This is a genomic window from Microbacterium sp. Be9 (genome assembly GCF_011754135.1).
Classification (GTDB): Bacteria; Actinomycetota; Actinomycetes; order Actinomycetales; family Microbacteriaceae; genus Microbacterium; species Microbacterium maritypicum_A.
Genome location: NZ_WNWT01000004.1, coordinates 1,209,534 through 1,235,869, shown reverse-complemented (window position 1 = coordinate 1,235,869; position 26,336 = coordinate 1,209,534). Strand labels below are relative to the sequence as shown.

Sequence of the window (26,336 nt, the reverse complement as noted above, 5' to 3'; positions counted from 1 at the left end):
GAGCCTGTCGCCGGCGTCGCCTCAGGTCGCCGGCGTCGTGGTGTCGATCGCCGCGCGCAGCGGGCGACGCATCACTCGCCAGTAGGAGGCGGGAGCGATGCGGGTGAGCACGTCGATCAGGCGGGCTTCTCGCCCGACCATCGTGCGCGCAGCCCGTCGTTCGGTCGCCCGCACGATCCGGGCCGCGGCATCGGTGGGCTCGGTGTGGTACATCGCGGCCTGCGCGGCGGCGGCCCGGGCCGCCACCTCCGGGTCGATCGCCGCGGCGTAGCGACCGTGCAGGATGATCCCGGTGCGCACCCCCGCAGGGTAGACGGCTCCGACGCTCACCGAGGTGCCCTCGAGCTCGTGCCGCAGAGCCTCGGAGAACGCGCGCACCGCGAACTTGCTGACCGCGTACGGGATGCGGCCGGCGGGGGCGGCGAGTGCGTAGACGCTCGCCAGGTGCGTGATGTGCGCGGCCGGCGCGGCGCGGAGCGCGGGGAGAAGGGCTTTGGTGACCGAGACCGTTCCCCAGAGGTTCACGTCGGTGAGCCAGCGCATCTCCTCCATGGTGAGCTGGTCGATGTCGCCGAGCATCGACGAGCCGGCGCACGTGATCAGGGCGTTGATGCGCGGGTGGGCCTCGGTGATGTCGGCGGCGGTCGCGAACACGGCCTCGTCGTGGCGGAGGTCGACGACGTGCGTCGTCACGCGCACACCCTGCAGTTCGGCCGCGATCGTCGCGAGTGACGCGGCGTCGTGGTCGATGAGCGCGAGGTGTACTCCCCGAGCCGCCAGCAGGCGTGCGATATCCGCGCCCATCCCGTTCGCCGCTCCGGTGATCACGGTGGTGCTGCCGGTGAGTTCGAGGTGCTTCATTGCTCTCCTGCACGGCGCGATCCTGGTGCGAACCCGCGGATGTCGGATGGGTGGGGCAAGCTGATTCCGAACCATTCTGGCCGACACCGGGCTGCAGTGATACCGGTACGCTCAAGGAGAGGAGGTACCGGTGGGACGGACAGCGGATGCCATCGCCGAGGGCGTTGCGATCGCGACCGCTGCGGCGCGCCTCGCCGTGAAGAACCACATCCTCATCGGCACCATCGCCGAAGACGGCGTCTTCGACATGGACAAGTACATCGACGACGCGCGTGAGGCGCTTCGTGCCATGGCCGAGGAGTCGGAAGAGGCCGCTGCCACCGTCACCGCGTTGCGCAAGAGGGCGAGGGGCCGGCACTCCGATCCGGTGGGGACGCACGACTACCGCGACCGCGATGTGCGCAACCTCCGCCGACGTGCCAAGCAGTCCACCGGCGTTGCCGTGCGCCTGCGAGAGATCATGCAGGACCGCGATCGGCTCGCCGAGATCGTCGAGGAGGCGCGTGACGCCGCCTGGGCGGATGTGCGCCACAACCTCGACCGCCGACTGCGGGTCGAGGGCATGCGTCCGGATCAGGATCCCGATTACAACCGCATGCGCGAAGCGCGGATGCAGGCCCTTCGACTCGTCGATCTGCAGGCGCTCTCGTCGGAGCAGAGGGCCAAGGCCAAGCGCCGGAAGAAGCAGCAGAAGGCCGCGTCGGTGGAGGACTGAGGCCTCGTTTCGCTTTCGCGTCGGGACTGTTGTAGGCTGTTCTACGGCCCGCTGAGCGGGCTGGGCGCCCGTAGCTCAATGGATAGAGCATCTGACTACGGATCAGAAGGTTAGGGGTTCGAGTCCCTTCGGGCGCACACTGTGTTGAGACAGTGAAGGAACGGCTTCCACTTCGGTGGGGGCCGTTTCTGCGTTTCTGCCCGCTGTCATCGGTCCTCGATGCTGCCGCATCCGCCCACGTCCGCATCCGCCCACGTCGCGAGTTTTTCTATACAGTCCAAAAATCATATGTAGGATAGGCAAACCTAACTTAGGAGTTGTCCATCGTGACTGAGCTGCTCACTTCCTCGACCGTCGACGTCTACCGCTCCCAGATCGCACGCACGGCGTCTCGGGTGGCCGCAAGGTTCACCGAAACCACACAACCCACGTCCGGCGCCTCGCTCGCAGAACTGCAGAAACTCGTCGATCGGGTCGACCTCGCCGGCTCCGGCATCGGCACCGCGTCGGCCATCCGTGAGATCGATGATCTCTTCCTCGCCCACGCCGTGTGGTTTCACCACCCCCTGTATGCGGCGCACCTGAACTGCCCGGTGGCGCTCCCCGCCGTCGCGGCCGAGACGATCCTCGCCGCGGTCAACACCTCGGTCGACACCTACGACCAGTCGACGGTGGGCACGCTGATGGAGCGTCGGCTGATCGAGGCCGTGACGGGATGGGTGGGGTTCGCCTCGGGCGACGGCATCTTCACCTCCGGGGGCACGCAGTCGAACCTCCATGCGCTGTTCCTCGCCAGAGAGGCGGCACTGGCGGCGGTCGGCGGCTCGCGTACGACGTCGATGTCTCGCTTGGTCGTCTTCGCCACGGCATCCAGTCATTTCAGCGTCGGCAAGTCGTCGCTGCTGCTCGGCCTCGCCGACGATGCGGTCATCGAGGTGGCCGACGACAGCGCAGGGCGGATGCTTCCGGCTGACCTCGATGCGGCGGTCTCTGCGGCTGTGGCGGAGGGACGGGTGCCCATCGCCGTCGTCGCCACCGCAGGCACTACGGACCGCGGCGTGATCGACCCGCTCGCGAGCATCGCCGCGGTGTGCGACGCCCGCGGTCTGTGGCTGCACGTCGACGCTGCCTACGGAGGAGGACTCCTGGTCTCGTCCCGGCGCCGGCACCTTCTTGCAGGCATCGAACGGGCACGGTCCGTCACCGTCGATTTCCACAAGAGCTTCTTCCAGCCCGTCTCCTCCAGCGCCCTGCTCGTGCGCGACCCCCGGGATCTGGTTGCGGGCGCCTGGCACGCCGATTACCTCAACCCGCGGGAGAACGACGAACCCAATCAGGTGGACAAGTCGCTGCAGACCACGCGCCGTTTCGACGCGCTGAAGCTGTGGGCGACGCTCCGATCGATGGGGACGGCGCAGATCGGCGAGCTGTTCGACGCGGTCATCGATCTCGCCACGGCCGCCGGCGATCTGGTCGACGCCGATCCCGAACTCGAGCTGGTGGGTCGCACCCAGCTCAGCACCGTGCTCTTCCGCGCGCGTCCCGGGGATGTGCCGCCCGCAGTGCAGGATGAGCTCGTCGCGGGGGTCCGGCGCGTGCTCTTCGAATCCGGCCGTGCACTCGTCGCGAAGACGGTGATCGACGGACGGCCCTGCCTGAAACTGACTCTCCTCAACCCGGAAGCCACCCTCGACGACGTCCGAACGATCCTGGACATCGTGAAGGACGCGGCGACTGCTCTCGCGGGCATATCGCCGGATCTCGTCGCCGCGGAGGCGACGGCATGACCGCGCACGTGCACGACGTCGTCGGCATCGGCATCGGCCCGTTCAACCTGGGGCTCGCCTGTCTCGCGGATCCGCTCGGGGTGGACGCGGTGTTCCTCGACCGTGCGGAAAGCTTCCGATGGCACCCCGGGATGATGATCGAGGGCTCGACCATCCAGGTGCCGTTCCTGGCCGACCTGGTCACTATGGCCGATCCCACCTCGCGCTTCTCCTTCCTCAACTGGTTGAAGCAATCGGGGCGGCTCTACCCGTTCTACATCCGTGAGAGCTTCTATGCGCTGCGTACCGAATATGACGCGTACTGCCGCTGGGCGGCCGAGCAGCTGCACCAGCTGCACTGGAATCACGAGGTCGTGCGGGTCGAGCATGACCCTGTCGACGACGTCTACATCGTGCAGGCGATGCGCACCGACACCGGCGAGGAGCGCACACTGCGCACCCGTCACGTCGTCGTCGGGGTCGGCACGAGCCCCACGATCCCGACGGCTCTCCGCGACATCTCCGGCCGTGCCGTGCACAGCTCGGCATACCTGGAGAATCGTGATGCGCTTCGCGCGACGGATTCGATCACGGTGGTCGGCAGCGGCCAGTCGGCGGCCGAGATCTACCGCGATCTCCTCGAGGGTGCGCGCGAGGGCGGCTATCGTCTCGACTGGATCACCCGGTCGCCGCGGTTCTTCCCCATGGAGTACACGAAGCTCACCCTGGAGATGACCTCACCGGAGTACACCGATCACTTCCATGGCCTTCCCCTCGCACTGCGGCAGCACCTGAGTCGGGAGCAGCGGAGCCTCTACAAGGGTGTCTCCTGCGACCTCATCGACGACATCTACGACACCCTCTATCGGCTCAGCGCCGAAGGTCCAGTGCCCACGACGCTCCTCGCCGATACCGAGGTCACCGCCGCCGAGTGGGACGGCGTGCGCTTCCGGCTCTCGTTGCGGCACGGCCAGCTCGGAGAGCAGTACGACAGGGAGACGGCCTCGCTCATCCTCGCCACGGGGTACTCTGCCCAGACGCCGCCTTTCCTGCAGGGCATCGCCGACCGTCTGGACTGGGATGCTCTGGGCAGGATGGACGTCGCGCGCGACTACAGCGTCGACGGCGGACGCGGGCGGGTCTTCGTGCAGAACGGTGAAGAGCACACCCATGGGTTGACCGCCCCGGACCTCGGCTTCGGCGCCTGGCGCAACTCGTCGATCCTCTCGTCGATCCTCGGTCGAGAGGTCTACCCGATCGAGCGCCGCATCGCGTTCCAGGACTTCGGTGTCCCCGCCGATGCCCTCCGGGAGTCCACCGTGCCCGGGGCGGTCGTGCGATGACGACGACGACCGGGATCGGAGTATCGCTCACCGTCGCCAGCCCCCTTCGGGACGCGGCTATCCTGCACCGCTGGCTGGCCGATCCCCATTCGGCGTACTGGGGCATGACCGACCTGGATGTCCCCGCCGTCGCGGCCTATCTCGCCGCTGTCGATGCTGATCCCGCCCAGCAGGCGTGGCTCGGGCTGGTCGACGAGGTCCCGCTGTTCTACGCCGAGACCTATGACCCGGCGCAGGTGCTGCTGACAGAGGTCCACGACGCGGTGCCGGGCGACATCGGCATGCACGTCCTGGTGTCGCCTCCGGGCGAGGACCCCCGACACGGGCTGACCGATGCGGTGTTCGCCGCCGTGATGTCGTGGTGCTTCGATGAGCTCGGCGCGGAGCGCGTGGTCGTCGAACCGGATGTGCGCAACGCGCGCATCCGCGCGAAGAACGTGCGCGCCGGCTTCGACGAGGTGCGCCACGTCGTCATCGACGAGGGCGGGCACCTCAAGACCGCGATGCTCTCGGTGTGCACCCGCGCCGGCTTCGCGGCGTCCGACCTGATCCGCCTCGACCGAGAGGGACGCGCATGATCGCCCCCGCCGCCCACCTGACGATCGATTCGCTGGAGCGCGCACAGCGTCACCTGGTGGCCAAGGCTCTCGCGGAGTTCAGCCACGAACGGCTGATCGCCCCGGAGCCCTCCGGCGATGGTTGGCGCGTCGGTTTGCCCTCCACCGCCGTCGAGTACCGGTTCCGCGCCATGCGTACCGAGCTGGAGCACTGGATCATCGAGGAGAGCAGCATCCGTCGCCTCATCGACGGTACAGATGCCGTGCTGGACGCGCAGCAGCTGATCCTCGAGCTGCAGCCGACCCTCGGCCTGTCGGATGAGCTTCTCCCGTTGTACCTGGAAGAGATCGCGTCCACGCTCGCTGGCTCGATGTTCAAGATCGCGCGGGGTGGGCCGTCGGCGCGGGAGCTGGCCGGCGCCGACTTCCAGACGATCGAGGCGGCGATGACCGAGGGGCACCCTGGTTTCGTCGCGAACAACGGGCGCATCGGCTTCGGTGTCTCGGATCATGCCACCTTCGCTCCCGAGGCCGCCCGGTCGTTCCGCCTGGTGTGGGTCGCCGCGCGACGGTCAGCATCGCATCTGGCCCTCGGCGCGGATCTCACCGAGGAGACCCTGCTTTCGGGCGAGTTGAGCCCGACCGAACGCGATCGCTTCGCCACCCGTCTTCGCGACCTCGGCGAGGAGCCGGCCGACTTCCACCTGCTGCCGGTGCACCCGTGGCAGTGGGAGAACCGCGTGACCATCACCTTCGCCCCCGACCTCGCCCGACGCGACCTCGTCTACATCGGCGAGAGCGAAGACGACTATCGCGCCCAGCAATCGGTGCGCACCATGTTCAACGTCTCCCATCCGCATCGGCACTACGTGAAGACGGCGCTCGCTGTGCAGAACATGGGGTTCCTTCGAGGGCTCTCTCCGGCGTACATGCGCGTCACACCCGCGATCAACGACTGGGTGGCCGAGCTCGTGGCCGCCGACCCGACATTCGCGGATGCCGGCTTCCGAGTGCTCCGGGAGCGCGCGTCGATCGGCTACACGGGCGACGTGTACCACCGCACCGCACAGCCGTCCGCCCACCGCAAGATGCTGGCCGCCCTCTGGCGTGAGAGCCCTGTGCCGTTGGCAGCCGGGGCTGAGCGACTGGCGACTCTGGCGTCGCTCCTGCATCGCGACGGCGAGGGCGTCTCGGTGGTCACCACGCTCATCCGTGCTTCCGGTATCCCCGCGACCGCGTGGGTCCACCGGTTCCTTCGCGCGTATCTCCGGCCGATCGTGCACAGCCTGCTGGCCCACGATCTCGCGTTCATGCCGCACGGCGAGAACCTCATCCTCATCCTCGAGCGGAACGTGCCGACCGGTGTGTTCATGAAGGACATCGGTGAGGAAGTAGCACTACTGTCCGAGCGCACGCTGCCGGAGGAGGTGCGACGCATCGTCGCCCCCGTCGGCGACGAGGAGAAGGCGCTCGCCGTCTTCACCGACGTCTTCGATGGGGTGCTCCGGCACCTGGCGGGCATCCTCCACATCGACGGCACCCTGACTGAGGGGGGCTTCTGGCGCCTGGTCGGAGAGACGGTCGATGAGCATGCCGATGGGCATCCCGACCTCGAGTCACTCGTCGATCTGCGGGCCGATGCATTCGCCCATTCGTGCCTGAATCGTCTGCAACTGCGCAACACGCTGCGCATGGTGGACCTCGCGGACCAGTCCGCTTCCCTCATGTACGCCGGAACGCTCGACAATCCCATCGGTCGGGCGCGCAGCTCGTCGCCCATTCCGCTGTCGACCCAGGGAGGGTGAGCGGATGACCAGCGGTGGTTCGCGACGTCCTCGGCATCCCGCGCATCCGGGCGATGGATGTGCGGGACCGTGGATGTGCGGTCTCGCGGAGCGCGATCAGAGCAGGCTGGTGATCGCCGGGTCGCGGTCGGCGACGTCCGCGGCGGTGGCGACGATCACCTGGCGGATCGCGGCGACGGCGACGGCCGGCGTGACGTCTGCACGGTGGGCGAGGCTCACCGTGCGGGTCATCATGGGGTGCGTCAGTCGCACCGAACGAAGAGCGGGGCGATCGAGCAGAACCATGGCCGGCACCACAGCGACGCCGACGCCGCGCTCGACGAAACGCAGCACCGCATCCATCTCGGCGCCCTCGAGCACATGGGTGGGTCGGAGTCCCTCGGCGCGGAAAGCCGCATCGGTGGTGGCTCGAAGCTCGTAGGTCTCGTCGAGGGCGATCAGGGGGAGGGTGGCGAGGTGGTGAAGCGTCATCGACGCCGAACTCGACACCGGTGGCTCGCTCGCGGCCGAGACGACGACCAGCTCCTCGGTGAGGAGCGGGGTCCGCGTCAGGCTGAATCCAGAGGGAGGAGGTCCTTCGGACTCGGTGATGAGGGCGATGTCGACGGCGCCGACCGCGAGCTCCTCGACGAGCCGGCGAGAGCCGCTCTCCGTCAGGTGCAGATCGATGCCGGGATGCGCGGAATGGAAAGCGCGGATGGCCTCGGCGACCAGGCTGATGCAGAGTGTCGGAGGGGCGCCCAGGCGCACGCGTCCACGGCGGAGTCCGGCCAGCTCGCCCATCTCGTCACGAATGGCGTCGGCCTCGGCGAGCATGCGCTGCGCGCGGGGGAGGAGGGTCTCGCCGGCGGCCGTGAGAGCGATGTGGCCGCGTGCGCGGTGGAACAGTTCCGCGCCCAGTTCGCGCTCGAGCGTGGAGATCTGCCGGCTCAACGACGGCTGCGCCAGATGCAGGTGCTCGGAGGCGCGGGTGAAGTGTCCGAGACGCGCGACCTCGACGAACCCGCGGAGTTGCTCGAGGTTCATGACCATAGCCTACCCGCATCGTTTCAACTCGAACTATGCATTGGAGTTATTAGGATCCCCTAACTAGCGTGGATCGCATGGCTACGCGCGAACGACAGATATCCACCACGGTCCTCGTCATCGGCACTGGAGGGTCGGGTCTGCGGGCGGCGATCGAGATCGCCGAACACGGCGTGGACGTGCTCGCCGTGGGGAAACGACCGCGGCAGGATGCGCACACGTCGCTCGCCGCCGGCGGCATCAACGCGGCACTCGGCACGATGGATGCCGACGACAGTTGGCAGCAGCACGCAGCCGACACCATCAAGGAGAGCTACCTGCTCGCCAACCCGCACACCGTCGAGATCGTGACGCAGGGTGCCGAGCGTGGCATCCGCGACCTCGAGCGCTGGGGCATGGACTTCGCCCGCGAAGACGACGGCCGCATCTCGCAGCGCTTCTTCGGCGCCCACACCTTCCGCCGCACCGCGTTCGCCGGCGACTACACGGGCCTCGAGATCCAGCGCACCCTCGTGCGCAAGGCCGAGCAGCTCGAGGTCCCGATCCTCGACCACGTCTACATCACGCGCCTGCTCGTGCGCGACAACGTCGTGTTCGGCGCCTACGGCTTCGACCAGGCCGACGGCACCCGCTACCTCATCCACGCGGACGCCGTGATCCTCGCCGCGGGCGGACACAACCGCATCTGGCGCCGCACCTCGTCCCGCCGCGACGAGAACACCGGCGACTCCTTCCGTCTCGCGGTGGACGCCGGCGCGCGGCTCCGCGACCCCGAACTCGTGCAGTTCCATCCGTCGGGCATCATCGAGCCGGAGAGCGCAGCGGGAACCCTGATCTCCGAGGCCGCACGCGGTGAAGGCGGAATCCTCCGCAACGCCCTCGGCGAGCGATTCATGGCGAAGTACGACCCCGAGCGCATGGAGCTCTCGACCCGTGACCGCGTCGCGCTCGCCGCGTACACCGAGATCCAGGAAGGGCGCGGCACCGAGAACGGCGGCGTCTGGCTCGACGTCTCGCACCTGCCGCGCGAGACGATCATGACCCGTCTGCCGCGCGTCTATCAGACGATGATGGAGCTGCAGATGCTCGACATCACGACCGATCCGATCGAGATCGCGCCGACCGCGCACTACTCGATGGGCGGCGTCTGGGTGCGTCCGGAAGACCACCAGACCGACGTCGACGGCCTCTATGCGATCGGCGAGGCGTCGAGCGGTCTGCACGGCGCGAATCGTCTCGGCGGCAACTCGCTCATCGAACTCCTCGTCTACGGACGCATCGTCGGTCAGGCGGCAATGGAGCATGCGGCGGGGCTCGACGCGCAGCGCCGGTCGGCGACCGCGGTGGCGGAAGCGCGGGCCGAGATCGACGATCTGCTGGCGGCCGAGGGGCGCGAGAACGTCCGTGCCCTGCAGCGCGCGATCCGCAACCTCATGACCGAGTACGCCGGTGTGGTGCGCTCGGAGGAGGGGCTGCGCGCCGGTCTCGCCGACCTCGACATGATCGAGGGGCGCATGGAGGACATCGGCATCCACCCCGACATCGCCGGGTTCCAGGACCTCGCGCATGCGTTCGACCTCAAGGCATCGGCACTCGCCGCCCGGGCCACCCTCGAGGCCGCGCTGGAGCGGCGGGAGACCCGCGGATGCCACAACCGCAGCGACTTCCCCGACACCGATCCCACGTTGCAGGTGAACCTGGTGTGGTCGCCGAAGGACGGCGTGACCCGTGAGGCGATCCCAGAGATCTCGCCGGAGATCGCGGAGCTCATGCGCGAGGTCGACACCGCGGGCAAGCTCGTCGAGTAAGAGCACACTGCGGCTGCTTCCGGTCGCACCTGCTGTCGTCCCGCCGACGATCGGGCAGCATCAGGTGCGACCGGAGCGGATCCGGTGCGGGAGGATGAGCAGATGCACATTCCCGCAGAACTGCTCCCCGATGGTGCGGACTGGCTGCCCGTGGAGAGCGGCGAGTCGGGCGCGGCTGTGCTTCGCGATGAGGCCGGTGGGCGATACGTCAAGGTGGTCCCCTCGTCGCAGGTGGACGAACTGGCGGCCGAGCGCGACCGGATCGCATGGCTCGCGAGCGTCGGCATCCCCGGTCCGTCGGTGATCGAGTGGCGTCTCACCGCGCACGGCGGTGCCCTCGTGACCTCTGCGGTGGAGGGAGTCCCCGCCGACCGGCTCGATGCGGCCGGTCTGCGTGCGGCGTGGCCGGCGATCGCCGACATCCTGCGGCGTCTCCACGCCGTCCCGGTGTCCGACTGCCCCTACGGCCAGGGAGTGGACGGGATGATGACGGCAGCCAGAGCGACGGTCGCCGAGGACCGGGTGCAGACCGAGTTCCTGCCCGTCGCGCTGCAGGATGTGCCGCCGTCGCGGATCCTCGCCGGCCTCGAGAGCGAGCTCCCGCGACGGATCGTCCAGGAGCAAGCAGAAGCGGTGGTCTGCCACGGCGACTTCTGCCTGCCGAACATCCTGATCGCGCCCGACGGCTCGCACGTCGCCGGACTCATCGATGTCGGCCGGCTCGGGCGTGCCGACCCCTACGCCGACATCGCCCTGCTCCTGGCGAACGCCCGCGAGACGTGGCCCGACGAGAGCACCGCCCGTCGGGCGGACGACGACTTCGCTGCGCGGTACGGCATCGATCTCGACTCTGCCCGTCAGGACTTCTACCTGCGGCTCGACCCGCTGACCTGGTAGCGCGGTCGCGGGTCTCAGCCGGCCTGCGGCTCTTCCGTGTCGACCACGCCGATGCCGACCGCCTCGTGATCGGGCTCGGGCTCGTCGCGCTTCGGGGCCTTGGGCTCCTCGCCCGGGGCCTTCTCGGTGCTCGGCTCTTCGAGCTCATCGGTGCTGGGCACTTCACTCGGGTCGGCGTCTTCGGGGGAGTCGGCTTGTGCCGGTGTCGTGACCTCGCCGTCGCTCGTGTCGGAGGTCGGGGTGGGAGTCGGAGTCTGCGCCTCGGCGGAGAGCTCGTCGGTGGGCGCGGGCTCGGGAGTGCTGTCGGTCATGGGGACCCCTTTCGATGATGTCGTCCGCTCAGGATGCCTCGGCGGCGGATGGGGCTGTAGGGGGTTGACGGGACGGCGAGTTAACCTCGGTGAACCGAAGTCGCCGATCCGGCGTAGCCTGGAGGGGTGACTGCGTACGTCTCGGCCTTCGACCTCTTCTCCATCGGAGTGGGGCCTTCGAGCTCCCATACGGTCGGACCGATGCGAGCGGCTCTCGACTTCGCACGACGACTCACTGCGACGGGCGTCCTGCCGCAGGTCACCCGCATCGGAAGCACACTGTACGGCTCGCTCGGCGCGACGGGAATCGGGCACGGGACGCCGGATGCCGTCGTCGCCGGCCTCCGCGGACTCGCGCCGGAGACCTGCGACCCCGCCGAGGTGCGCTCGGCCTGGACCGACCTGCCGGCACAAGCCGTGATCCGCATCGACGGCGCGCACGACGTGCCCTTCGCGAAGGAGGACATCGTCTTCGCGCCGCGCACCCGGCTTCCCGGTCACCCGAACGCCATGACCATCACCGCCTGGGGCTCCGCGGAGCAGGTCGTCGCCGAGGAGACCTACTACTCGGTGGGCGGCGGGTTCATCCGGCGCGATGGCGAGGAGGCGAAGCTCACGACCTCGGGATTCCCGTACTCGTACGCGGATGCCGCGTCGCTGCTCGCACTCTGTGACGAGAACGGACTCTCGATCGCCGAGGTGGCCCGACTCAACGAGACCTCGCTGCGCAGCGAGGAAGAGGTCGCGGCCGGCCTCGACGCGATCTGGGACGCGATGTCGGGGTGCGTGGATGCGGGTCTCCACGCCGACGGCACGCTTCCCGGCATCCTCAAGGTCAAGCGGCGGGCCGGAGTGATCCGCGGCCAGCTCGAAGAGGTCGAGGCCGACGGCCATCGTGAGCTTCCGGGTGAGTGGCTCGGCGCGTTCGCGCTCGCCGTCAACGAGGAGAACGCCGCGGGTGGCCGCGTGGTCACGGCGCCGACGAACGGTGCCGCCGGAATCCTCCCGGCCGTCGCGATGTACTGGTGGCGGTTCCTCGCCGACTCCGGACTCGGGGCGGGCAACGCGGTCACGCCCTACGGCGAGCTGGTCGGCAGCGCACTCCTCGGGTTCGAGTCGGACGTGCGCGCGGTGAGCGACGGGAGCGACCTCGACGAAGAGCAGACCGCCGAGGCGAACCGTCGCCGTGGCATCCGCCGCTTCCTGCTGACCGCGACGGCCCTCGGGTCGTTGTTCAAGGCCAACGCGTCGATCTCCGGGGCGGAGGGCGGATGCCAGGCCGAGGTCGGCTCCGCCTGCGCCATGGCAGCCGGCGGCCTGACGGCGGTGATGGGCGGCACGAACCGCCAGATCGAGAACGCCGCCGAGATCGCGATGGAGCACCACCTGGGTCTCACGTGCGACCCCATCGGCGGACTCGTGCAGATTCCGTGCATCGAGCGCAACGCGATCGCCGCGTCGACGGCCGTGACCGCCGCCCGCCTCGCCCTGCGCGGCGACGGCAGCCATTACGTCTCCCTGGATGCGGTCGTCGAGACCATGCGCCAGACCGGGGCCGACATGTCGACGAAGTACAAGGAGACCAGCGAAGGCGGCCTCGCGGTCAACGTCATCGAGTGCTGACGGTCCTCGGTCGCGCGGGTGTCCCCGGATGCCGGTAGCCTCCACGAGACGACACGCGGAGGATCACGATGGATGAGTTCTGGGAGCCGGCCTCCCGCCGTCGACGTCAGCAGCCCGTCGTGGCGGTGCGCCCGAACGACGACGCCCCCGCACCCGGCGCAGGATGGCCGACGAGCATCCCCGCCGTCGCCCAGGTGCTGCGCGAGGGGATCGACCTCGACCCCGGCGTCACGTTCCTGGTCGGCGAGAACGGCAGCGGCAAGTCGACACTGGTCGAGGGGATCGCGATCGCCTATGGGCTCTCTCCCGAGGGCGGTTCCCGCCAGGCCAGACACACCACGCGCGCGACCGAGTCGCCGTTGTCGGACTGGCTGCGGCTGCAGCGTGGCGTGGGGGCGAATCGGTGGGGTTTCTTCCTCCGCGCCGAGACGATGCACTCGTTCTACACCTACCTGGAGGAGAACCCCTCGGCCCGCGGCGACGTCCCGTTCCACGAGATGAGTCACGGCGAATCGTTCCTCGCCCTGCTGGAGAGCCGATTCGACGAGCCGGGCTTCTACTGCCTCGACGAGCCGGAGGCGGCGCTGTCCTTCAACTCGACGCTCGCGCTCATCGCCGTGCTCCGTCGCATCGCCGATGAGGGCGGCCAGGTGCTGTGCGCGACGCATTCGCCGGTGCTCGCTGCTCTTCCCGGCGCGAAGATCCTCGAAGTGGGGGAGTGGGGTGTGCGTCCGGCGGAGTGGGACGACCTCGAGATCGTGAACCACTGGCGCTCGTTCCTCGAGCATCCGACCCGCTACCTCCGCCATCTGCTCGATTGACTCGCGCGCCGTGCCCTCGTCGCGCGTCATAGGCTGACGGACATGACCGAGCAGAAGCCCCCGCGGCGGCGTGGCCGCCCCCGGGGCGTCTCCGACTCGCGAGCGCGCATCATCGCGGCTGCGGTCGACGACTTCAGTGAAAAAGGATACGACGGCGCGACGATCCGCTCCATCGCCGCCAGGGCCGGTGTGGATTCTGCCCTCGTGCATCACTACTTCGGCACCAAGGCCGATCTCTTCGCAGAAGCCGTGGGCATTCCGCTGCGACCGGATGTCGATGTGCCGGGGATCCTCGCGGGTCCGCGTGACGAGATCGGCGACCGGCTGATCCGGTACGTCCTCGAGGCGTTCGAGCAGCCCGAGGTGCGCCGTCGGGGAGTCATGCTGCTGCGCACTGCGATCGGCAGTCGGCTCACGACCCCGCTGCTGGCGGGCTTCCTGTCGCGCGAACTTCTCTCCCGGGTGGCTCGGCGCCTCGACGTCGACGACGCCGATCTGCGCGCCTCGCTCGTCGCCTCGCAGATCGCCGGGCTGCTGATCGCACGCTATGTGCTGCGGCTGCCGGCGCTTGCGGCGGCACCGATCGATGAACTCGTCTCCCGTCTCGGCTCGACCGTTCAGCGCTACCTCTTCGACTGACGCCGAACGTCGGCATCGGGTGTCTGCGGACCCTGTTGACGCGGACGACGGGCGGGCGCATAATTCATCACATGATGAATAACTCCGCCGTCGAGATCGCGCAGCTGCGTGTGCGTCGCGGGGCGGTGCACGTGTTCGACGGGATTGACCTCGCGATCCCCCGCGGCCAGATCACGGGCCTGCTGGGCCCTTCCGGATGCGGCAAGACCACGCTCATGCGCTCGATCGTCGGGGTGCAGAAGATCGCTTCGGGCGAGGTGACGGTACTGGGCGAGCCGGGAGGGTCGCGACGGCTGAGACACCGCGTCGCGTACGGCACGCAAGGAGCATCGGTGTACGGCGACCTCAGCGTGCGCCAGAACCTCGCGTACTTCGCTTCGCTGCTGAAAGCGCCCAAGGGCGACGTCGACCGGGTCATCGATGAGGTGGGTCTCGGCCCGCAGGCGGGGCAGCTCGTGGACTCCCTGAGCGGCGGCCAGGCCACGCGGGTGTCGCTCGCGGTGGCCCTGGTCGGAGCGCCCGAGCTCGTCGTGTTGGACGAGCCGACGGTGGGACTCGATCCCGTGCTGCGCGCCGAGCTGTGGGCCCTCTTCCGCGGTCTCGCGGATCGAGGGGTGACGCTCATCGTGTCGAGCCATGTGATGGACGAGGCCGTGCGCTGTGACCGGCTGCTGCTGATGCGCGAGGGGCGGATCATCGCCGACACGACTCCGACCTCGCTCCTCGCCGACACCGGCACGACCGACGCCGAGGCCGCGTTCCTCGTGCTGATCGAGCGCGACCGCGCGGCTGGTGTCGGCGACACGAGGCGATCGCGCCGAGGAGCGCGCGACCAGCAGGAGGAGGCCGGAGAATGAACGGCCGCCGGACGTTCGCCACCGCCGGGCGCGTGCTCGCCCAATTGCGGCACGACCCGCGGTCGATCGCGCTGATGCTCATCGCGCCGAGTCTGCTCGTGGGCCTCTTCGCCTGGCTGTTCAGCGATCAGGACGGCGTCTTCGATCAGTTCGGCGGCGCGATCCTGGCGCTGTTCCCGTTCATCGTGATGTTCCTCATCACCTCGATAACGACCCTGCGCGAGCGCCGTTCGGGCACCCTCGAACGCCTGATGACGACCCCGCTCGAGAAGGCCGACTTCATCCTCGGGTACGCGCTCGCGTTCGGTCTGATGGCTCTGCTGCAGGCGGTGATCACAGTGTCGTTCGCCGTCGGGGTGTGCGGGCTCGACGTCGAAGGTCCGCTCTGGCAGCTCGGCCTGGTCGCGGTGGTCGACGCGCTGCTCGGTACCGCGCTCGGTCTGCTCGCGAGCGCGTTCGCCCAGACCGAGTTCCAGGCGGTGCAGTTCATGCCGCTGCTGGTGTTCCCGCAGATCATCCTCGGCGGGCTCTTCATGCCCCGTGATCAGATGCCCGATGTGCTGCACGCGATCTCCGACTGGCTTCCGCTGAGCTACGCGATCGACACGATCAACGCGGTCGCCGCGGGCGACGAGGGGTGGGATGTCTTCGGTCCGCTGCTGATCGTCGTGGCCTTCGCGGTCGGCGCTCTCGTGCTCGCCTCGCTGACACTGCGGCGGCGCACCCGCTGACTCCCGTCCCGGTCGGTGTTCAGCGCGCGGCGCGGTTCTTGGTGTGCTTGGTCGGTGTGGCGGCCCACGGATCCTCGGGCCAGGGATGCCTCGGGTAGCGCCCCCGCATCTCGGCGCGGACCTGTGCGTAGGGGCCGGACCAGAACGAGGCGAGGTCGTCGGTGACCGCGAGCGGACGCCCTGCGGGGGACAGCAGGTGGAACAGCACCGGTACCCGTCCGTCGACGAGGCGGGGGGTCTCCGCCCAGCCGAAGCACTCCTGGAGCTTCACGGCGACGACAGGACGTGACGTCGGGTCGCCGTCGGGTTCGGGGTAGGTGATGCGGACGCGGGATCCGCTGGGCACCTCGAGGCGCTCCGGCACGAGGTCGTCGAGACGCACCGCTTCGGGCCACGGCAGCAGCCGACGAAGAGCCGACGTCAGGTCCAGGCGATCCACGGGGGTGCCGGATGCCAGGGCGTCGAGCTCGGACGCCAGCCAGGTGTCGAGGGTCTCTATCAGTCCGGCGTCCGAGACATCGGGCCACGGATCGCCGAGCTCGCGTCGTAGCATCGCCAGACGGCGGCGCAGTCCGTCGGCGGCGTCGGGCCAGCTGAACAGCGTGAGTCCGTCGCGCCGGAGCACACGACGCACGGCATCCCGCCCCTCCTGGGCCGATGCCCGCACCGGCACCGATGTGCGCAGGATCGCACCGATCCGGCGTTCGCGTCGGGCCTGGACACGACCTCCGACGAAGTCTGCCTCGACGCGGTCGGTCATCAGGTGGCTGGCGGCCTGCTCCATCTGCAGCTCGGTGAGCGCCGCAGCGGAGCGGATGATCGCACCGGACCCGGCCGCCGTACGGCCGGAGGCACGGGTCACGTCGGCGACGGCGAGCCATTCGACGGCTGCGAGCGGGCCCGTCACCCCTGCGCGTGTCCCGGAGGCGAGCAGGTACGTCGCTCCGGTGGCGGTGCGCTCGACGCGGTGGGCGATGCGCTCGGGAAAAGCCAGCGCGATCACGAGGCCGACCCCGTCGAGGTCCGCGCGCACGCCCGGCGCCGGGCCGATCATGCGTTCGAGGCGGTTCGCGTCGTCTCGCCATCGGCGGGCGTCCGGGGTCCGCCCGTTTCTGAGGGCGATGAGGGCCCGCGCGATGTCGGCCTCGGGGCTTCGCAGATCGCCACCCACGAGCGCGACGACCTCGGCCGCGAGACGGCTGCCGACCGTCGGGCTGCCGTCGCGCAGAGCACGGGCCAGCCGGGGATCGGTCGGGATGCCCGCCAGTGCACGTCCCTCGGCGGTGGCGCGGCCCTCGTCGTCGATCGCGCCGAGGCCGTGCAGAACAGCGATGGCGTCGGCCAGGTGGGCGGCGGGCAACGGGTCGATCATCCGCAGGCCGTTTCCACCCGGGGCACCCCAGCACGCGAGCAGGAGCGCGGCATCGGCGAGGTCGACCACGGCCAACTCCGGCACCGGACGGGCGGGTGCCGCCGCGTACGAACGCTCGTCGACGCAGCGGATCACCGCGCCGGGGCCCTGGCGCGTGGCGCGTCCGGCCCGCTGCACGCACGACGAGCGAGGCGCAGCGCTGGTGACCAGGCCCGTCATGCCGCGGGCGGCGTCGCGCTGCGGATACCGCGACAGGCACGTGTCCACGACCAGACGGACGCCCGGCACGGTGAGCGAGGATTCGGCGAGCGACGTCGTGATGATGATGCGCGGACGGTCTTGCGGTGTACGGCCCCGGATCACGGCGTCCTGTTCGGCCGGGGGAATGCGGCCGTGCAGTTCCCGCACGTCGAACCTGTCGCCGGCATCGCGGACGCGGCGGGCGATCTCCGCCACCTCGCGGGCACCAGGGGCGAAGACCAGTACGTCGGCATCGGGCTTCTCGCGGACCAGATCCCGTGCCGCCGATACCGTGACCGCCGCGACGTGGTCGAGGAATCCCCACGTGACACCGCGCTCGTCGAGCCGGGGCACGGGGCTCGGAGCCCAGCGTTCGGCGAGAGGGAAGGCAGGGACGTCGTGGTCGACGATCGGTGCCGGAGTCTCTTCCGTACCGAGGACCGCTGCCAGGCGTTCGGCGTCGAGGGTGGCGGACATGGCGACGACCACAAGATCGTCGCGCAGCTGCCTCACCTCGGAGAGCAGGCCGATCAGCAGATCGGTCTCGAGCGCGCGCTCGTGCACCTCGTCGATGATCACGGCACCCACGCCGTCGAGACCGGGATCATCGAGCATACGTCGAAGCAGTACGCCGGCGGTGACGAACTCGACCTGCGTCTCCGGACCGGCTGTGCGCTCGCCGCGGACGCTGAAGCCGACGCGTGCGCCGAGGGGTGAGCCGTCGAGGTGAGCGAGTCGGCGGGCGGCGGCGCGGGCGGCGACGCGGCGAGGCTGGGTGACGATCACCCGACCGCTGCGCCGTGAGGCGACGAGCGGCGGTACGAGTGTGGTCTTGCCGGTGCCCGGGGGTGCGGTCACGACGACCGACCCGCTCGTGTCGAGCGCTGCCGAGACCTCGTCGACGGCGGCCGCGAACGAGAGGCCCGCGCCGATGGTGGCGAGGTCGAAGACGGCGGGGGTCATCCGTCCAGTCTGCCCGGTCGGGCGACGTCCGGAGCCGTTCGGAACTCAGGAGATCTGCGGGGGATTCGGCGGAGCGGGCAGTACGGCGCGTCCACGGGGGCAGATGTCCTGAGCCGTGAACGGGGGACGGCGGTGCCCGCTCCGGAAACAGCGGATGCCGCGACCGGGTCGGTCGCGGCATCCGCCGAAGTGCTCTGCCTGCTCCGCCTACTCTGCTGCGGGAGCTGCGGGGGTTGCGGAAGCGGGCGGCGGTGGAGTGGTCGGCGTCGACACCCGGGGCGCGGGTGCGGGTGCGGGCGGCGTAGCCTCGGCGACTCCTGCACCGAAGCCGCGGCCGACGGCCTGACCCTGGATGATCCCGGCGAGGTCGAGCCCCGTTGCCGAGTGGACGCTGTCGAACACCGAGCGCAGGGCCTTCGCGCTGTCGGCGCCGACGACGTTCGACGCGCCGTCTTCGCCGGAGCTGCCGATGATCGACACGTTGCCGATCGCCGCGTAACCCTTGGAGAACTCGGCCATGATCGACGGCAGCACCTCGAGCACGCGCTGCGAGAGGAACGCGTCCTGGTTCGAGGCGATGGCCTTCGCCTCCGCCTCGAGAGCGGCGGCACGGGCATCACCCTCGGCGCGGATGGCGTCGGCCTCGGCGCTGGCGCGCAGACGGCGGGCTTCGGCCTCGGCTTCTGCCTGAGCACGCAGGGCGTTCGCCTCACCGCTGGCCTTGGCGATCGCGGCCGCGGCCTCACCGTCGGCACGAGCCTTGTCGGCCTGCGCCTGCTGCTCGGCGATGCGGGTACGGGCCTCGGCCTGCTTGACCTGCTCGATCGCGGCAGCCTCGGCGGCGCGCTCGCGCGTGTAGAGCTCGGCCTGTGCGCGGGTCTCGGCCTCATACCGCTGTGCATCGGCGACGCGCTTGACGTCGGCGTCGAGCTGGGCCTGCTTGTTCTCGGCCTGCTGCTGCAGAACGGCCTGCTCGGCCTGAGCACGAGCCAGCGCCTCGGCCTGCTCGGCTTCGGCGCGGGCGCGGCCGATCCCGGAGTCGGAGTTGGCCGTGTTGGTGTCGAGCGCTGTCTGCTCGATCAGGTTGGCTTCCTTGTTGGCGATGTTCTTCTGGTTGATCGCACGGTCGGCGTTGGTCTGGGAGATCTCGGCGGCCTGACGTTTCGCCTGGATCTCGGGGGCGCCGAGCGACTGGATGTAGCCGACCTTGTCGGTGATGCCCTTGATCTGGAACGAGTCGAGGATCAGGCCCTGTTCGGCGAGCTCCTGCGAGACGTCGGCGGCGATCTGGTCGGAGAACTTCTTGCGCTCGCGCATCAGCTCCACGACCGAGAGCGTCGCGACGATGCCACGGAGCGCACCCTCGAGCTGCTCGGTGGTGAACTGCTCGATGGCCTTGTCTTGCGATGCGAAGCGCTCGGCCGCGCGGCGCACGTACAGGGGGTCGGAGCCGATCTTCACGATCGCGACGCCGTCGACGTTCAGTGTGACGCTGTCGAGTGACTGGGCCTCGGCGTTGAGGGACACCTGCCGCGAGCGCAGCGAGATGATCTCGTGGCGCTGCGTGATCGGGTTGACGAGCGACTTGCCGTTCACGATGACCGTGACGGGCGACTCTGCCAGCTCGGAGCTGGTCGTGCCGTCGGCGGCGATGACCGCGCGCTGGATCTTCTGCTTGCGGCCCGAGATGACGAGTGCTTCGTCGGCTCGCGCGACCTTGATCCAGCTGCGTGCGAACAGCAGCAGGATGAGCAGCAGAACGACGGCGACGACGACCGCGATTCCGACGATGACGAGGATGCCGACGATTCCGGCGATCTCCATGGATGACCTCCCTGGTCCCCCCGAAGGGGCGGTCCCGAGCGCGCCGTGGTGCGCGCCTTCGCCCCCCACCCTGCCAGAAATGCAGAGAGGCCGTTCCGGGGGCATCGTGATGGGCGGAAAACTCGACGTCGGGAGGAAGGTCTTCGGCCATACGTCCGCCCGACGAGGAGATCTCCTCCTGCGGGGGTGCGGGCAGGGGCTGGTCAGGGTGTGCGGGCAGGGGAGGTGCCGAGGCCGAGGCCGAGGGCGTCAGCGGGCGCGGAGCTTCTCCGCGAGGTCGCGCAGGGCGCGCAGCTCGTCGTCGTCGAGACGGGACATGCGGTCGGCGATCGAGCGTCCGTGCACGGTGGCGAGCGAGCGGAAGGCCCGGGCCCCCTCGTCCGTCGCCCGGATCAGCGCACCGCGACCGTCGTCGGGGTCGGCGCACTTCGCCACGAGTCCTCGTGTGACCATGCGGTCGACCAGGCGCGAGACGCTGGGCTGGCTGATCAGCATGTTCGAGGTGATGTCGCGCAGCCGCGCGGTCATGTCGGGGGAGCGGGTGACGGTGAGCAGCACGTCGTACTCTGCCTGCGCGATATCGCTGTGCTCGAAGTCGCTCATCATCTCGGTGAACAGCTCGTGCTGCGCGCGGAACAGGCTCTCCCAGGCCTCCAGGGCGAGCTTGCGATCGGTCATCCTCACAGAATAGTGCGAACAGTAAAGGGCCGGTCGGAGAGGCTCCCGACCGGCCCTTGTCCCTTGCACCAAGAGTGTCCTGCAATCACATGCGGTGGATGCCACAGCAAACATTCACCGTGTGATCACTGTATAACGGCGAGATAACGAATGCAACGGTTTGATCACGGAAAGTTCTCGATCTCAGGCGACGTTGTCCGATCTCACGAAGTTGGCGGAGTCTCACGAAAGCTGTCGGAGCGTCTCACGAAAGTGGCGGAGTCTCAGGAAGTTTGTCGGAGCGCGGCGGCGCCACCTCCCTGCCGAAAACGATCGTTTTCGGCGTCCCCTGGCCACGGGTGAGGTCATCACGACTCGACCAACCCTATTGAGGCTGCGGATGCCAGCCCCTCGGTGCCGAGCTGGCCCGGAGGGGCCGGCGGCAGCACCGATGTTGAGCGACGCTGTCGCGAAAAAGCACGGAACGTGAAGACCGATTCCCGCCAGCAAACCCATCCCTCGGGTGATGAAGTTGCAACGGCCCAACAGACGTGGCCGCTCAACTAAGGAGGACACATGACAGTGGCGCTTGTCACAGGTGCAAATCGTGGAATCGGCCGCGAAGTTGCAAAAGAGCTAGCTCGACGCGGTATCCGGGTCGCGGTGGCCGCCAGGTCTTTATCGGCCGCGGAAGAACTCGTAGCCCAGCTCGGTTCGGAGTCGATCGCGGTGGAGCTTGACGTCACGAATCCCGCATCGGTGCGTGCTGCCGCCCAGCGAGTCCAGGAGTTGACGGGCGGAATCGATGTCCTCGTAAACAACGCCGGCATCTTGCCCGAAGCGACCGTCCAGACACACGAGGTCGTCGACGTCGACCTTTTCCAGCAGACCTACGCAACGAATGTCTTCGGAGCCGTCTCCGTCCTACAGGAGTTCCTTCCGCAACTACGCCGATCGCCCGCAGGGCGCATCGTCAACGTGACCACCACAATGGCCTCGCTGACCGATCAGACAGACCCTCAGTCGCCGTACTACGGCATGGTCGTGCCCGCCTATCAGAGCTCGAAGGCAGCGCTCAACAACGTCACAATCGCGCTGGCGAAAGCTCTCGCGGACACCCCGATCAAAGTGACATCGGTATGTCCGGGATTCGTGCAGACCGACCTGACTCCCATGAATCGAGAGCAGGCATCGGAAACAGCCGCTAACGCAGCCCGTGTAATTGTCAGCGCCGCAACGCTTGATGCAGACGCGCCATCCGGGACTTTCGTTGACCGGAACGGCAGCGTCCCCTGGTAACAGCATCTGCGTTTGAGGCAGTGCAACACGAGCGAGGCGCGAAACGGGGAGGTGCTCGGATTCTCGGCACCTCCTCCTCGATCCGACCCGCAACCGGCGCTTACTCGCAGGCCGGAGGAGCCTGCTTTGATCACCGCGAAGTATGTTAAGGGCGCAGCTCCCGGAAGAACGCGCGTATGTCGCCTACGAGGGCGTCTGGCTGTTCGAGCGCGGCAAAGTGCCCTCCGTGTTCGAACTCTGTCCAGCGGACGATGTTGTCGTGGCGCTGGGCGAGGTGGCGGATGGGTGTGAAGTTCTCGTACGCGAACACGGCAAGCGCGGTCGGGGTCGTTGACTGTTGGGGTTCGGTGCCCCAATACGGTGCGTGGGCGCGCTCGTAATAGATGCGGGCTGCCGATCCTGCGGTTTGTGTCACCCAGTACAGGGTCACGTTCGTTAGCAGGTGGTCTCGATCGATTTCGACGCCTGGTTCTGACCATTCGTAGAACTTCTCGGCGATCCATGCCAGTTGCCCCGCCGGGGAGTCGGTGAGGGCGTATGCCAGAGTTTGGGGTCGTGTTGATTGGAGCTCGGCGTACCCCGATCGCTCAGCGTCCCAGGCTTGTGCGCGGGCCCACGATGCCAGCAGCCGCTCACGTTCAGGTTCCGGCAGTGCATCGAGCTCGGACTGTTCGGGTTCTCGTGTTGCTCCTGAGCCTGGGAGCAGGTTGAGGTGGACGCCGATCACGTGGGCGGCGTCGACCCGTCCCAGCTCGCGCGAGATCGCCCCGCCCCAGTCTCCGCCCTGAGCGCCGTACTTCTCATATCCGAGGCGATGCATCAGCTCAGCCCATGCATGAGCCACTCGCACATGGTCCCAACCGATGGAAGCCGTTGGTCCCGAGAGGGTGAATCCCGGGATGGACGGTAGGACCAGGTGGAAGGCATCGCTGGGGTCGCCCCCGACAGAGACGGGGTCGGTGAGGGCCTTCGCGACAGAGATGAACTCCACCAGCGAGCCGGGCCACCCGTGGGTCATGATGAGCGGAGTGGCGCCAGCATGGGGTGATCGGATGTGCGCGAAATGGACTGTGGTGCCGTCGATCTCGGTCGTGTACTGAGGCCATGCGTTGAGGGCCGCTTCCGCACCCCGCCAGTCGTATCCGTGAGCCCAATACTCGACGAGTTCACGAAGGAGGTCCCCGGGGATGCCGTATGTCCAGTCAACTGCAGGCGGCTCAGACGGCCATCGCGTGTGAGCTAAGCGATTCGTCAGGTCGTCTAGCTCGGCCTGTGGGACGTGCAGACGGAATGGATGGATCGCGGTATCGATGGAGCCCATGGACTCGAACATAGCCCCGGCTGAGGCGCACGATTTCTGTCTTGATCGATCTCGGCTCGGATGAGGGACCGCCGTAGGCAGCGCTGCGTTCGGAGGGGTGCGGATATCCACACCCCGAATGCTGGGGCGGGCCTCTCCGCTCTGGGTGGTTTGCTTTACTGACGCGGCGGAAGCGCGTTTCTAGCGTTGCTTGTATGGACCTAACCGCTGCAACTGACTCTGCCTCTGAGCTCACCGGGATCGCCGGATGGGCGGTCAATCTCATGGAAACTCTCGGTGGGCCCGGCGCCGGCCTGGCGATCGCGCTCGAGAACCTGTTCCCTCCACTTCCGAGTGAGGTGATTCTGCCGTTGGCTGGATTCACCGCGAGTCGGGGGAGCTTCACTCTCGTTGAAGTGCTCGTGTGGACAACCCTGGGATCGGTTGTGGGGGCGCTCGCCCTCTACGGGCTTGGAGCGTGGCTGGGCCGCGACCGACTGCGGCGAATCATCGCCCGAGTACCGCTGATGAGGCTGTCCGATGTCGATAAGGCTGAGGCCTGGTTCGAGCGGCATGGTTACAAGGCCGTGTTCCTCGGTCGGATGATTCCGATCTTCCGGAGTCTGATCTCTATTCCTGCCGGCATCGAGCGGATGAATGTCGTCCGCTTCACGCTCCTGACCACAGCGGGAAGCCTGATCTGGAACTCGATCTTCGTGCTCTCGGGCTTCTACCTTGGCGAGAACTGGGCGGCCGTCGAGCCCTATGCCGATGTTCTCCAGAAGGTCGTCATCGTCGCGGTAGTCGCTGCCGTTGCCCTTTTCATCGTCCTCCGGGTGCGACGCGTTCGGCGTGAAAAGATGACCGGATGAGTCGAGACCAGCACGAGCCGGTGGCGGTGCTGAGACGCGGCGGGTTCAAGCGGATCCCGTCGAGGCTGGCGGGCGTCGCGCTCGGGGTCGCGCTGATCCCCGTCGACATGCTCGCGGTTATCGGCGGGCTGCTCTCCCGAGACGCGGCGAGATCAATCGTCCGACTCGAACACGCGCGGATCACTGCCCTGATTGGTGGGCGTCTTCGGAGCGAACCACGCGGGTGGCGTGCCGTGGGATACCTCGCGGTCCGCTCGCTGCTTGGAATTCTGGGAGGGACGGTCCTCGCACTCATTGTGGCGGGCGTCGTTGTGGCTGTCAGTCTCACAGTGGGAGCAGCAACGGGAGGCGCAGTACCTCTTTTCGATGCGCCTGCAGGACAGGTCACTTATCGCACCGTGGCGATCTTCGTGCTGCCTGGGTTGATCCTTCTCTTTCTCGCGGTGCAGGGAGTGATCGCTGCCGCGCAGCTGGAACCGAAGCTCTGGAATGCGTTCACTCGCCCGGGGAACGATGAACTCGAGAACCGGGTATCTCAGCTCACAGTGACGCTTGCAGATGTCGTCGACGCGATAGATGACGAACGGCGTCGGATCGAGCGCGACATTCACGATGGTGTCCAACAGCGAGTCGTGGCCCTGTCGATTCTGCTCGGTCGAGCCGAGCGCCAGGCGAATCCCGACGAGCAATCGGCTCTCTATGCGCGTGCTCTCACGGAGACACGGCACATCCTCGACGATCTCCGAGACGTGTCCTGGCGCATCTATCCGGCAATGCTCGCCCGCGACGGGCTGGGCCCTGCGCTGGAAGCGCTCCGGGAACGAACGCACCTGCCCATTCACCTGGACTACGACTTGGCAGAGCGATGCCCCAAGTCTGTCGAATCGGCCGCATACTTCGTTGCAAGTGAGGCCGTGACGAACGTGATCAAACATGCCGCAGCACACAGCATCGACATCACCGTGCGCCAACAGGGAGGACGGCTGACGATGACGGTGCACGATGATGGCGTAGGCGGTGCGGACCCAGCCGGGCAAGGAATCGCGGGCATCACCTCGCGAGTCACCGCACTCTCCGGCACATTCGACCTCGACAGCCCTGCCGGCGGCCCAACGACTATCCGGGTGGACATACCGTGCTCATAACCATTGCCGAAGACTCCGCCCTGCTTCGCGAGGGGATCGCCCAGCTCCTCGTAGCCGAGGGCCACGAAATCATCGACGCGGTCGGTTCCGCCAGCGAACTGATCGACGCCGTGTCGGAGCGGCAACCCCAACTGGTGATCGTTGATGTCCGGATGCCCCCCGACTTCATCGACGAGGGCATTCGGGCAGCACTAACGATCCGATCGACCTGGCCCCAGGTTGCTGTGATGGTCCTCTCGCAGTACGTCGAGCGCCGTCACGCCACCGAGCTACTCACCGGCGCCGGTGGGGTGGGCTACCTACTCAAGGACCGCGTCTCCGACATCACCGCGTTCCTCGCAGCGATCGAACGTGTCGGAGACGGCGGAACCGCATTCGACCAAGAGGTCATTCGCCAACTGCTCCTTGCCGGCCCCGCAGACTCACCTATCTCGCGTCTCACCGAACGTGAACGCGAAGTGCTGACGCTCATGGCTCAGGGGCACACCAACGCCTCCATGCGCCAGGAACTCTTCGTCACCCAAAGCGCCGTTGAGAAACACATCAACTCGATCTTCACCAAGCTCGACCTTCCGCACGGCACTACGTACAACCGGCGCGTTCTCGCGATCCTTGAGCTGCTTCGCGACTCCTGACACGCCCATCGGCCCGCGACCGCCGAAAACGCCTGCCGAATGCTGGTTCCGGGCCTCCCTTCTGGAGGAGTGACCGATGCTCAAAACCCGCACTCACCGTAAACGATGGCGACCTCAACCGGTCAACGCACCACCCGCCCTCTTCAGCACTTCGCTTCGCGAGCCTCCGTTGCGGTGTTGTCCATGATGTGCTCGCTGCCTCGCCATCCCTTAGTAGCTGCGGGCGGTCCGCCTGACGCCCACCGGCCGCGGGCATCGCGCCGTGAGCA

23 protein-coding genes and 1 tRNA gene are annotated in these 26,336 nt (G+C 68.0%); 17 read left to right on the top strand and 7 right to left on the bottom strand.

Annotated features, from left to right (window positions below; all coding sequences use genetic code 11):
• Positions 1-21: 21 nt before the first annotated feature.
• On the bottom strand, positions 22-861 hold the full coding sequence (locus tag GLO27_RS10125; protein ID WP_021198159.1) for an SDR family NAD(P)-dependent oxidoreductase: 840 nt from the start codon (positions 859-861) through the stop codon (positions 22-24).
• A 130-nt stretch (positions 862-991) separates the two neighbouring features.
• Here GLO27_RS10125 and GLO27_RS10120 point away from each other — a divergent pair, with 130 nt between their 5' ends.
• From GLO27_RS10120 to GLO27_RS10095, 6 genes are all read left to right on the top strand, one after another.
• Entirely contained in the window at positions 992-1,576 is a 585-nt protein-coding gene (locus GLO27_RS10120; protein WP_021198158.1) for a hypothetical protein, read from the top strand.
• Between the two features lie 64 nt (positions 1,577-1,640).
• A tRNA-Arg gene (locus tag GLO27_RS10115) sits at positions 1,641-1,713 on the top strand.
• 189 nt (positions 1,714-1,902) lie between these two features.
• Positions 1,903-3,363, top strand: coding sequence for a pyridoxal-dependent decarboxylase (locus GLO27_RS10110; RefSeq protein WP_292774748.1), 1,461 nt, complete (start codon positions 1,903-1,905; stop codon positions 3,361-3,363).
• Positions 3,360-4,685 carry a lysine N(6)-hydroxylase/L-ornithine N(5)-oxygenase family protein gene (locus GLO27_RS10105; RefSeq protein ID WP_167254654.1) on the top strand — a complete coding sequence of 442 codons (1,326 nt, stop codon included), beginning with the start codon at positions 3,360-3,362 and terminating at the stop codon, positions 4,683-4,685. Before GLO27_RS10110 ends, GLO27_RS10105 begins: the two co-directional genes overlap by 4 nt.
• On the top strand, positions 4,682-5,263 hold the full coding sequence (locus GLO27_RS10100) for a GNAT family N-acetyltransferase (protein ID WP_084487211.1): 582 nt from the start codon (positions 4,682-4,684) through the stop codon (positions 5,261-5,263). The genes GLO27_RS10105 and GLO27_RS10100 overlap by 4 nt, the downstream gene beginning before the upstream one ends.
• On the top strand, positions 5,260-7,047 hold the full coding sequence (locus GLO27_RS10095; protein WP_167254652.1) for an IucA/IucC family protein: 1,788 nt from the start codon (positions 5,260-5,262) through the stop codon (positions 7,045-7,047). The genes GLO27_RS10100 and GLO27_RS10095 overlap by 4 nt, the downstream gene beginning before the upstream one ends.
• A 96-nt stretch (positions 7,048-7,143) precedes the next feature.
• Here GLO27_RS10095 and GLO27_RS10090 read toward each other — a convergent pair whose 3' ends face one another.
• Complete coding sequence (locus tag GLO27_RS10090) at positions 7,144-8,079, bottom strand: LysR family transcriptional regulator (protein ID WP_021198155.1); 936 nt, start codon at positions 8,077-8,079, stop codon at positions 7,144-7,146.
• Positions 8,080-8,150: 71 nt separating this feature from the next.
• Between GLO27_RS10090 and GLO27_RS10085 the strand changes: the two genes are divergently transcribed.
• Together GLO27_RS10085 and GLO27_RS10080 are read left to right on the top strand one after the other, a co-directional pair.
• Positions 8,151-9,881, top strand: a complete 1,731-nt coding sequence (locus GLO27_RS10085) for an FAD-binding protein (protein WP_029266059.1) — start codon at positions 8,151-8,153, stop codon at positions 9,879-9,881.
• A gap of 102 nt (positions 9,882-9,983) precedes the next feature.
• Entirely contained in the window at positions 9,984-10,778 is a 795-nt protein-coding gene (locus GLO27_RS10080) for an APH(3'') family aminoglycoside O-phosphotransferase (RefSeq protein ID WP_136025300.1), read from the top strand.
• Positions 10,779-10,792: 14 nt separating this feature from the next.
• Here GLO27_RS10080 and GLO27_RS10075 read toward each other — a convergent pair whose 3' ends face one another.
• Positions 10,793-11,089 carry a hypothetical protein gene (locus tag GLO27_RS10075; RefSeq protein WP_167253773.1) on the bottom strand — a complete coding sequence of 99 codons (297 nt, stop codon included), beginning with the start codon at positions 11,087-11,089 and terminating at the stop codon, positions 10,793-10,795.
• A gap of 126 nt (positions 11,090-11,215) precedes the next feature.
• Here GLO27_RS10075 and GLO27_RS19795 point away from each other — a divergent pair, with 126 nt between their 5' ends.
• The 5 genes from GLO27_RS19795 to GLO27_RS10050 all read left to right on the top strand — a co-directional run bounded on the left by GLO27_RS19795 (position 11,216) and on the right by GLO27_RS10050 (position 15,760).
• Positions 11,216-12,712, top strand: coding sequence for an L-serine ammonia-lyase, iron-sulfur-dependent, subunit alpha (locus tag GLO27_RS19795; RefSeq protein WP_167254650.1), 1,497 nt, complete (start codon positions 11,216-11,218; stop codon positions 12,710-12,712).
• Between the two features lie 68 nt (positions 12,713-12,780).
• Positions 12,781-13,533 carry an AAA family ATPase gene (locus GLO27_RS10065; RefSeq protein WP_021198150.1) on the top strand — a complete coding sequence of 251 codons (753 nt, stop codon included), beginning with the start codon at positions 12,781-12,783 and terminating at the stop codon, positions 13,531-13,533.
• Between the two features lie 42 nt (positions 13,534-13,575).
• On the top strand, positions 13,576-14,172 hold the full coding sequence (locus GLO27_RS10060) for a TetR family transcriptional regulator (protein ID WP_167254648.1): 597 nt from the start codon (positions 13,576-13,578) through the stop codon (positions 14,170-14,172).
• A 71-nt stretch (positions 14,173-14,243) separates the two neighbouring features.
• On the top strand, positions 14,244-15,029 hold the full coding sequence (locus GLO27_RS10055; RefSeq protein WP_167254646.1) for an ABC transporter ATP-binding protein: 786 nt from the start codon (positions 14,244-14,246) through the stop codon (positions 15,027-15,029).
• Entirely contained in the window at positions 15,026-15,760 is a 735-nt protein-coding gene (locus GLO27_RS10050) for an ABC transporter permease (RefSeq protein ID WP_021198147.1), read from the top strand. The genes GLO27_RS10055 and GLO27_RS10050 overlap by 4 nt, the downstream gene beginning before the upstream one ends.
• 19 nt (positions 15,761-15,779) lie before the next feature.
• Here the strand turns inward: GLO27_RS10050 and hrpB are convergent, their stop codons facing one another.
• The 3 genes from hrpB to GLO27_RS10035 all read right to left on the bottom strand — a co-directional run bounded on the left by hrpB (position 15,780) and on the right by GLO27_RS10035 (position 20,837).
• Positions 15,780-18,335 (bottom strand): ATP-dependent helicase HrpB, encoded by a 2,556-nt coding sequence (gene hrpB, locus GLO27_RS10045; RefSeq protein WP_167254644.1) that lies wholly within the window; start codon positions 18,333-18,335, stop codon positions 15,780-15,782.
• Between the two features lie 207 nt (positions 18,336-18,542).
• Positions 18,543-20,159 carry a flotillin family protein gene (locus GLO27_RS10040; RefSeq protein WP_136025306.1) on the bottom strand — a complete coding sequence of 539 codons (1,617 nt, stop codon included), beginning with the start codon at positions 20,157-20,159 and terminating at the stop codon, positions 18,543-18,545.
• A gap of 249 nt (positions 20,160-20,408) precedes the next feature.
• Positions 20,409-20,837: a MarR family transcriptional regulator gene (locus tag GLO27_RS10035; RefSeq protein WP_021198144.1), complete on the bottom strand. Its 429-nt coding sequence runs from the start codon at positions 20,835-20,837 to the stop codon at positions 20,409-20,411.
• Positions 20,838-21,392: 555 nt separating this feature from the next.
• Here GLO27_RS10035 and GLO27_RS10030 point away from each other — a divergent pair.
• Positions 21,393-22,115, top strand: coding sequence for an SDR family NAD(P)-dependent oxidoreductase (locus GLO27_RS10030; RefSeq protein WP_058630407.1), 723 nt, complete (start codon positions 21,393-21,395; stop codon positions 22,113-22,115).
• A gap of 145 nt (positions 22,116-22,260) precedes the next feature.
• Here the strand turns inward: GLO27_RS10030 and GLO27_RS10025 are convergent, their stop codons facing one another.
• Positions 22,261-23,436 carry an epoxide hydrolase family protein gene (locus GLO27_RS10025; protein WP_058630495.1) on the bottom strand — a complete coding sequence of 392 codons (1,176 nt, stop codon included), beginning with the start codon at positions 23,434-23,436 and terminating at the stop codon, positions 22,261-22,263.
• A 194-nt stretch (positions 23,437-23,630) separates the two neighbouring features.
• On the opposite strand from GLO27_RS10025, the gene GLO27_RS10020 reads away from it, so the two are divergent.
• The 3 genes from GLO27_RS10020 to GLO27_RS10010 are packed head-to-tail and all read left to right on the top strand — an operon-like array spanning position 23,631 to position 26,067.
• Complete coding sequence (locus GLO27_RS10020) at positions 23,631-24,287, top strand: DedA family protein (protein WP_167254642.1); 657 nt, start codon at positions 23,631-23,633, stop codon at positions 24,285-24,287.
• Positions 24,284-25,432 carry a histidine kinase gene (locus GLO27_RS10015; protein WP_058630409.1) on the top strand — a complete coding sequence of 383 codons (1,149 nt, stop codon included), beginning with the start codon at positions 24,284-24,286 and terminating at the stop codon, positions 25,430-25,432. The genes GLO27_RS10020 and GLO27_RS10015 overlap by 4 nt, the downstream gene beginning before the upstream one ends.
• A complete protein-coding gene (locus tag GLO27_RS10010) occupies positions 25,423-26,067 on the top strand; it encodes a response regulator transcription factor (RefSeq protein ID WP_058630410.1) in 645 nt (214 codons plus the stop codon). The genes GLO27_RS10015 and GLO27_RS10010 overlap by 10 nt, the downstream gene beginning before the upstream one ends.
• Positions 26,068-26,336 lie beyond the last annotated feature (269 nt).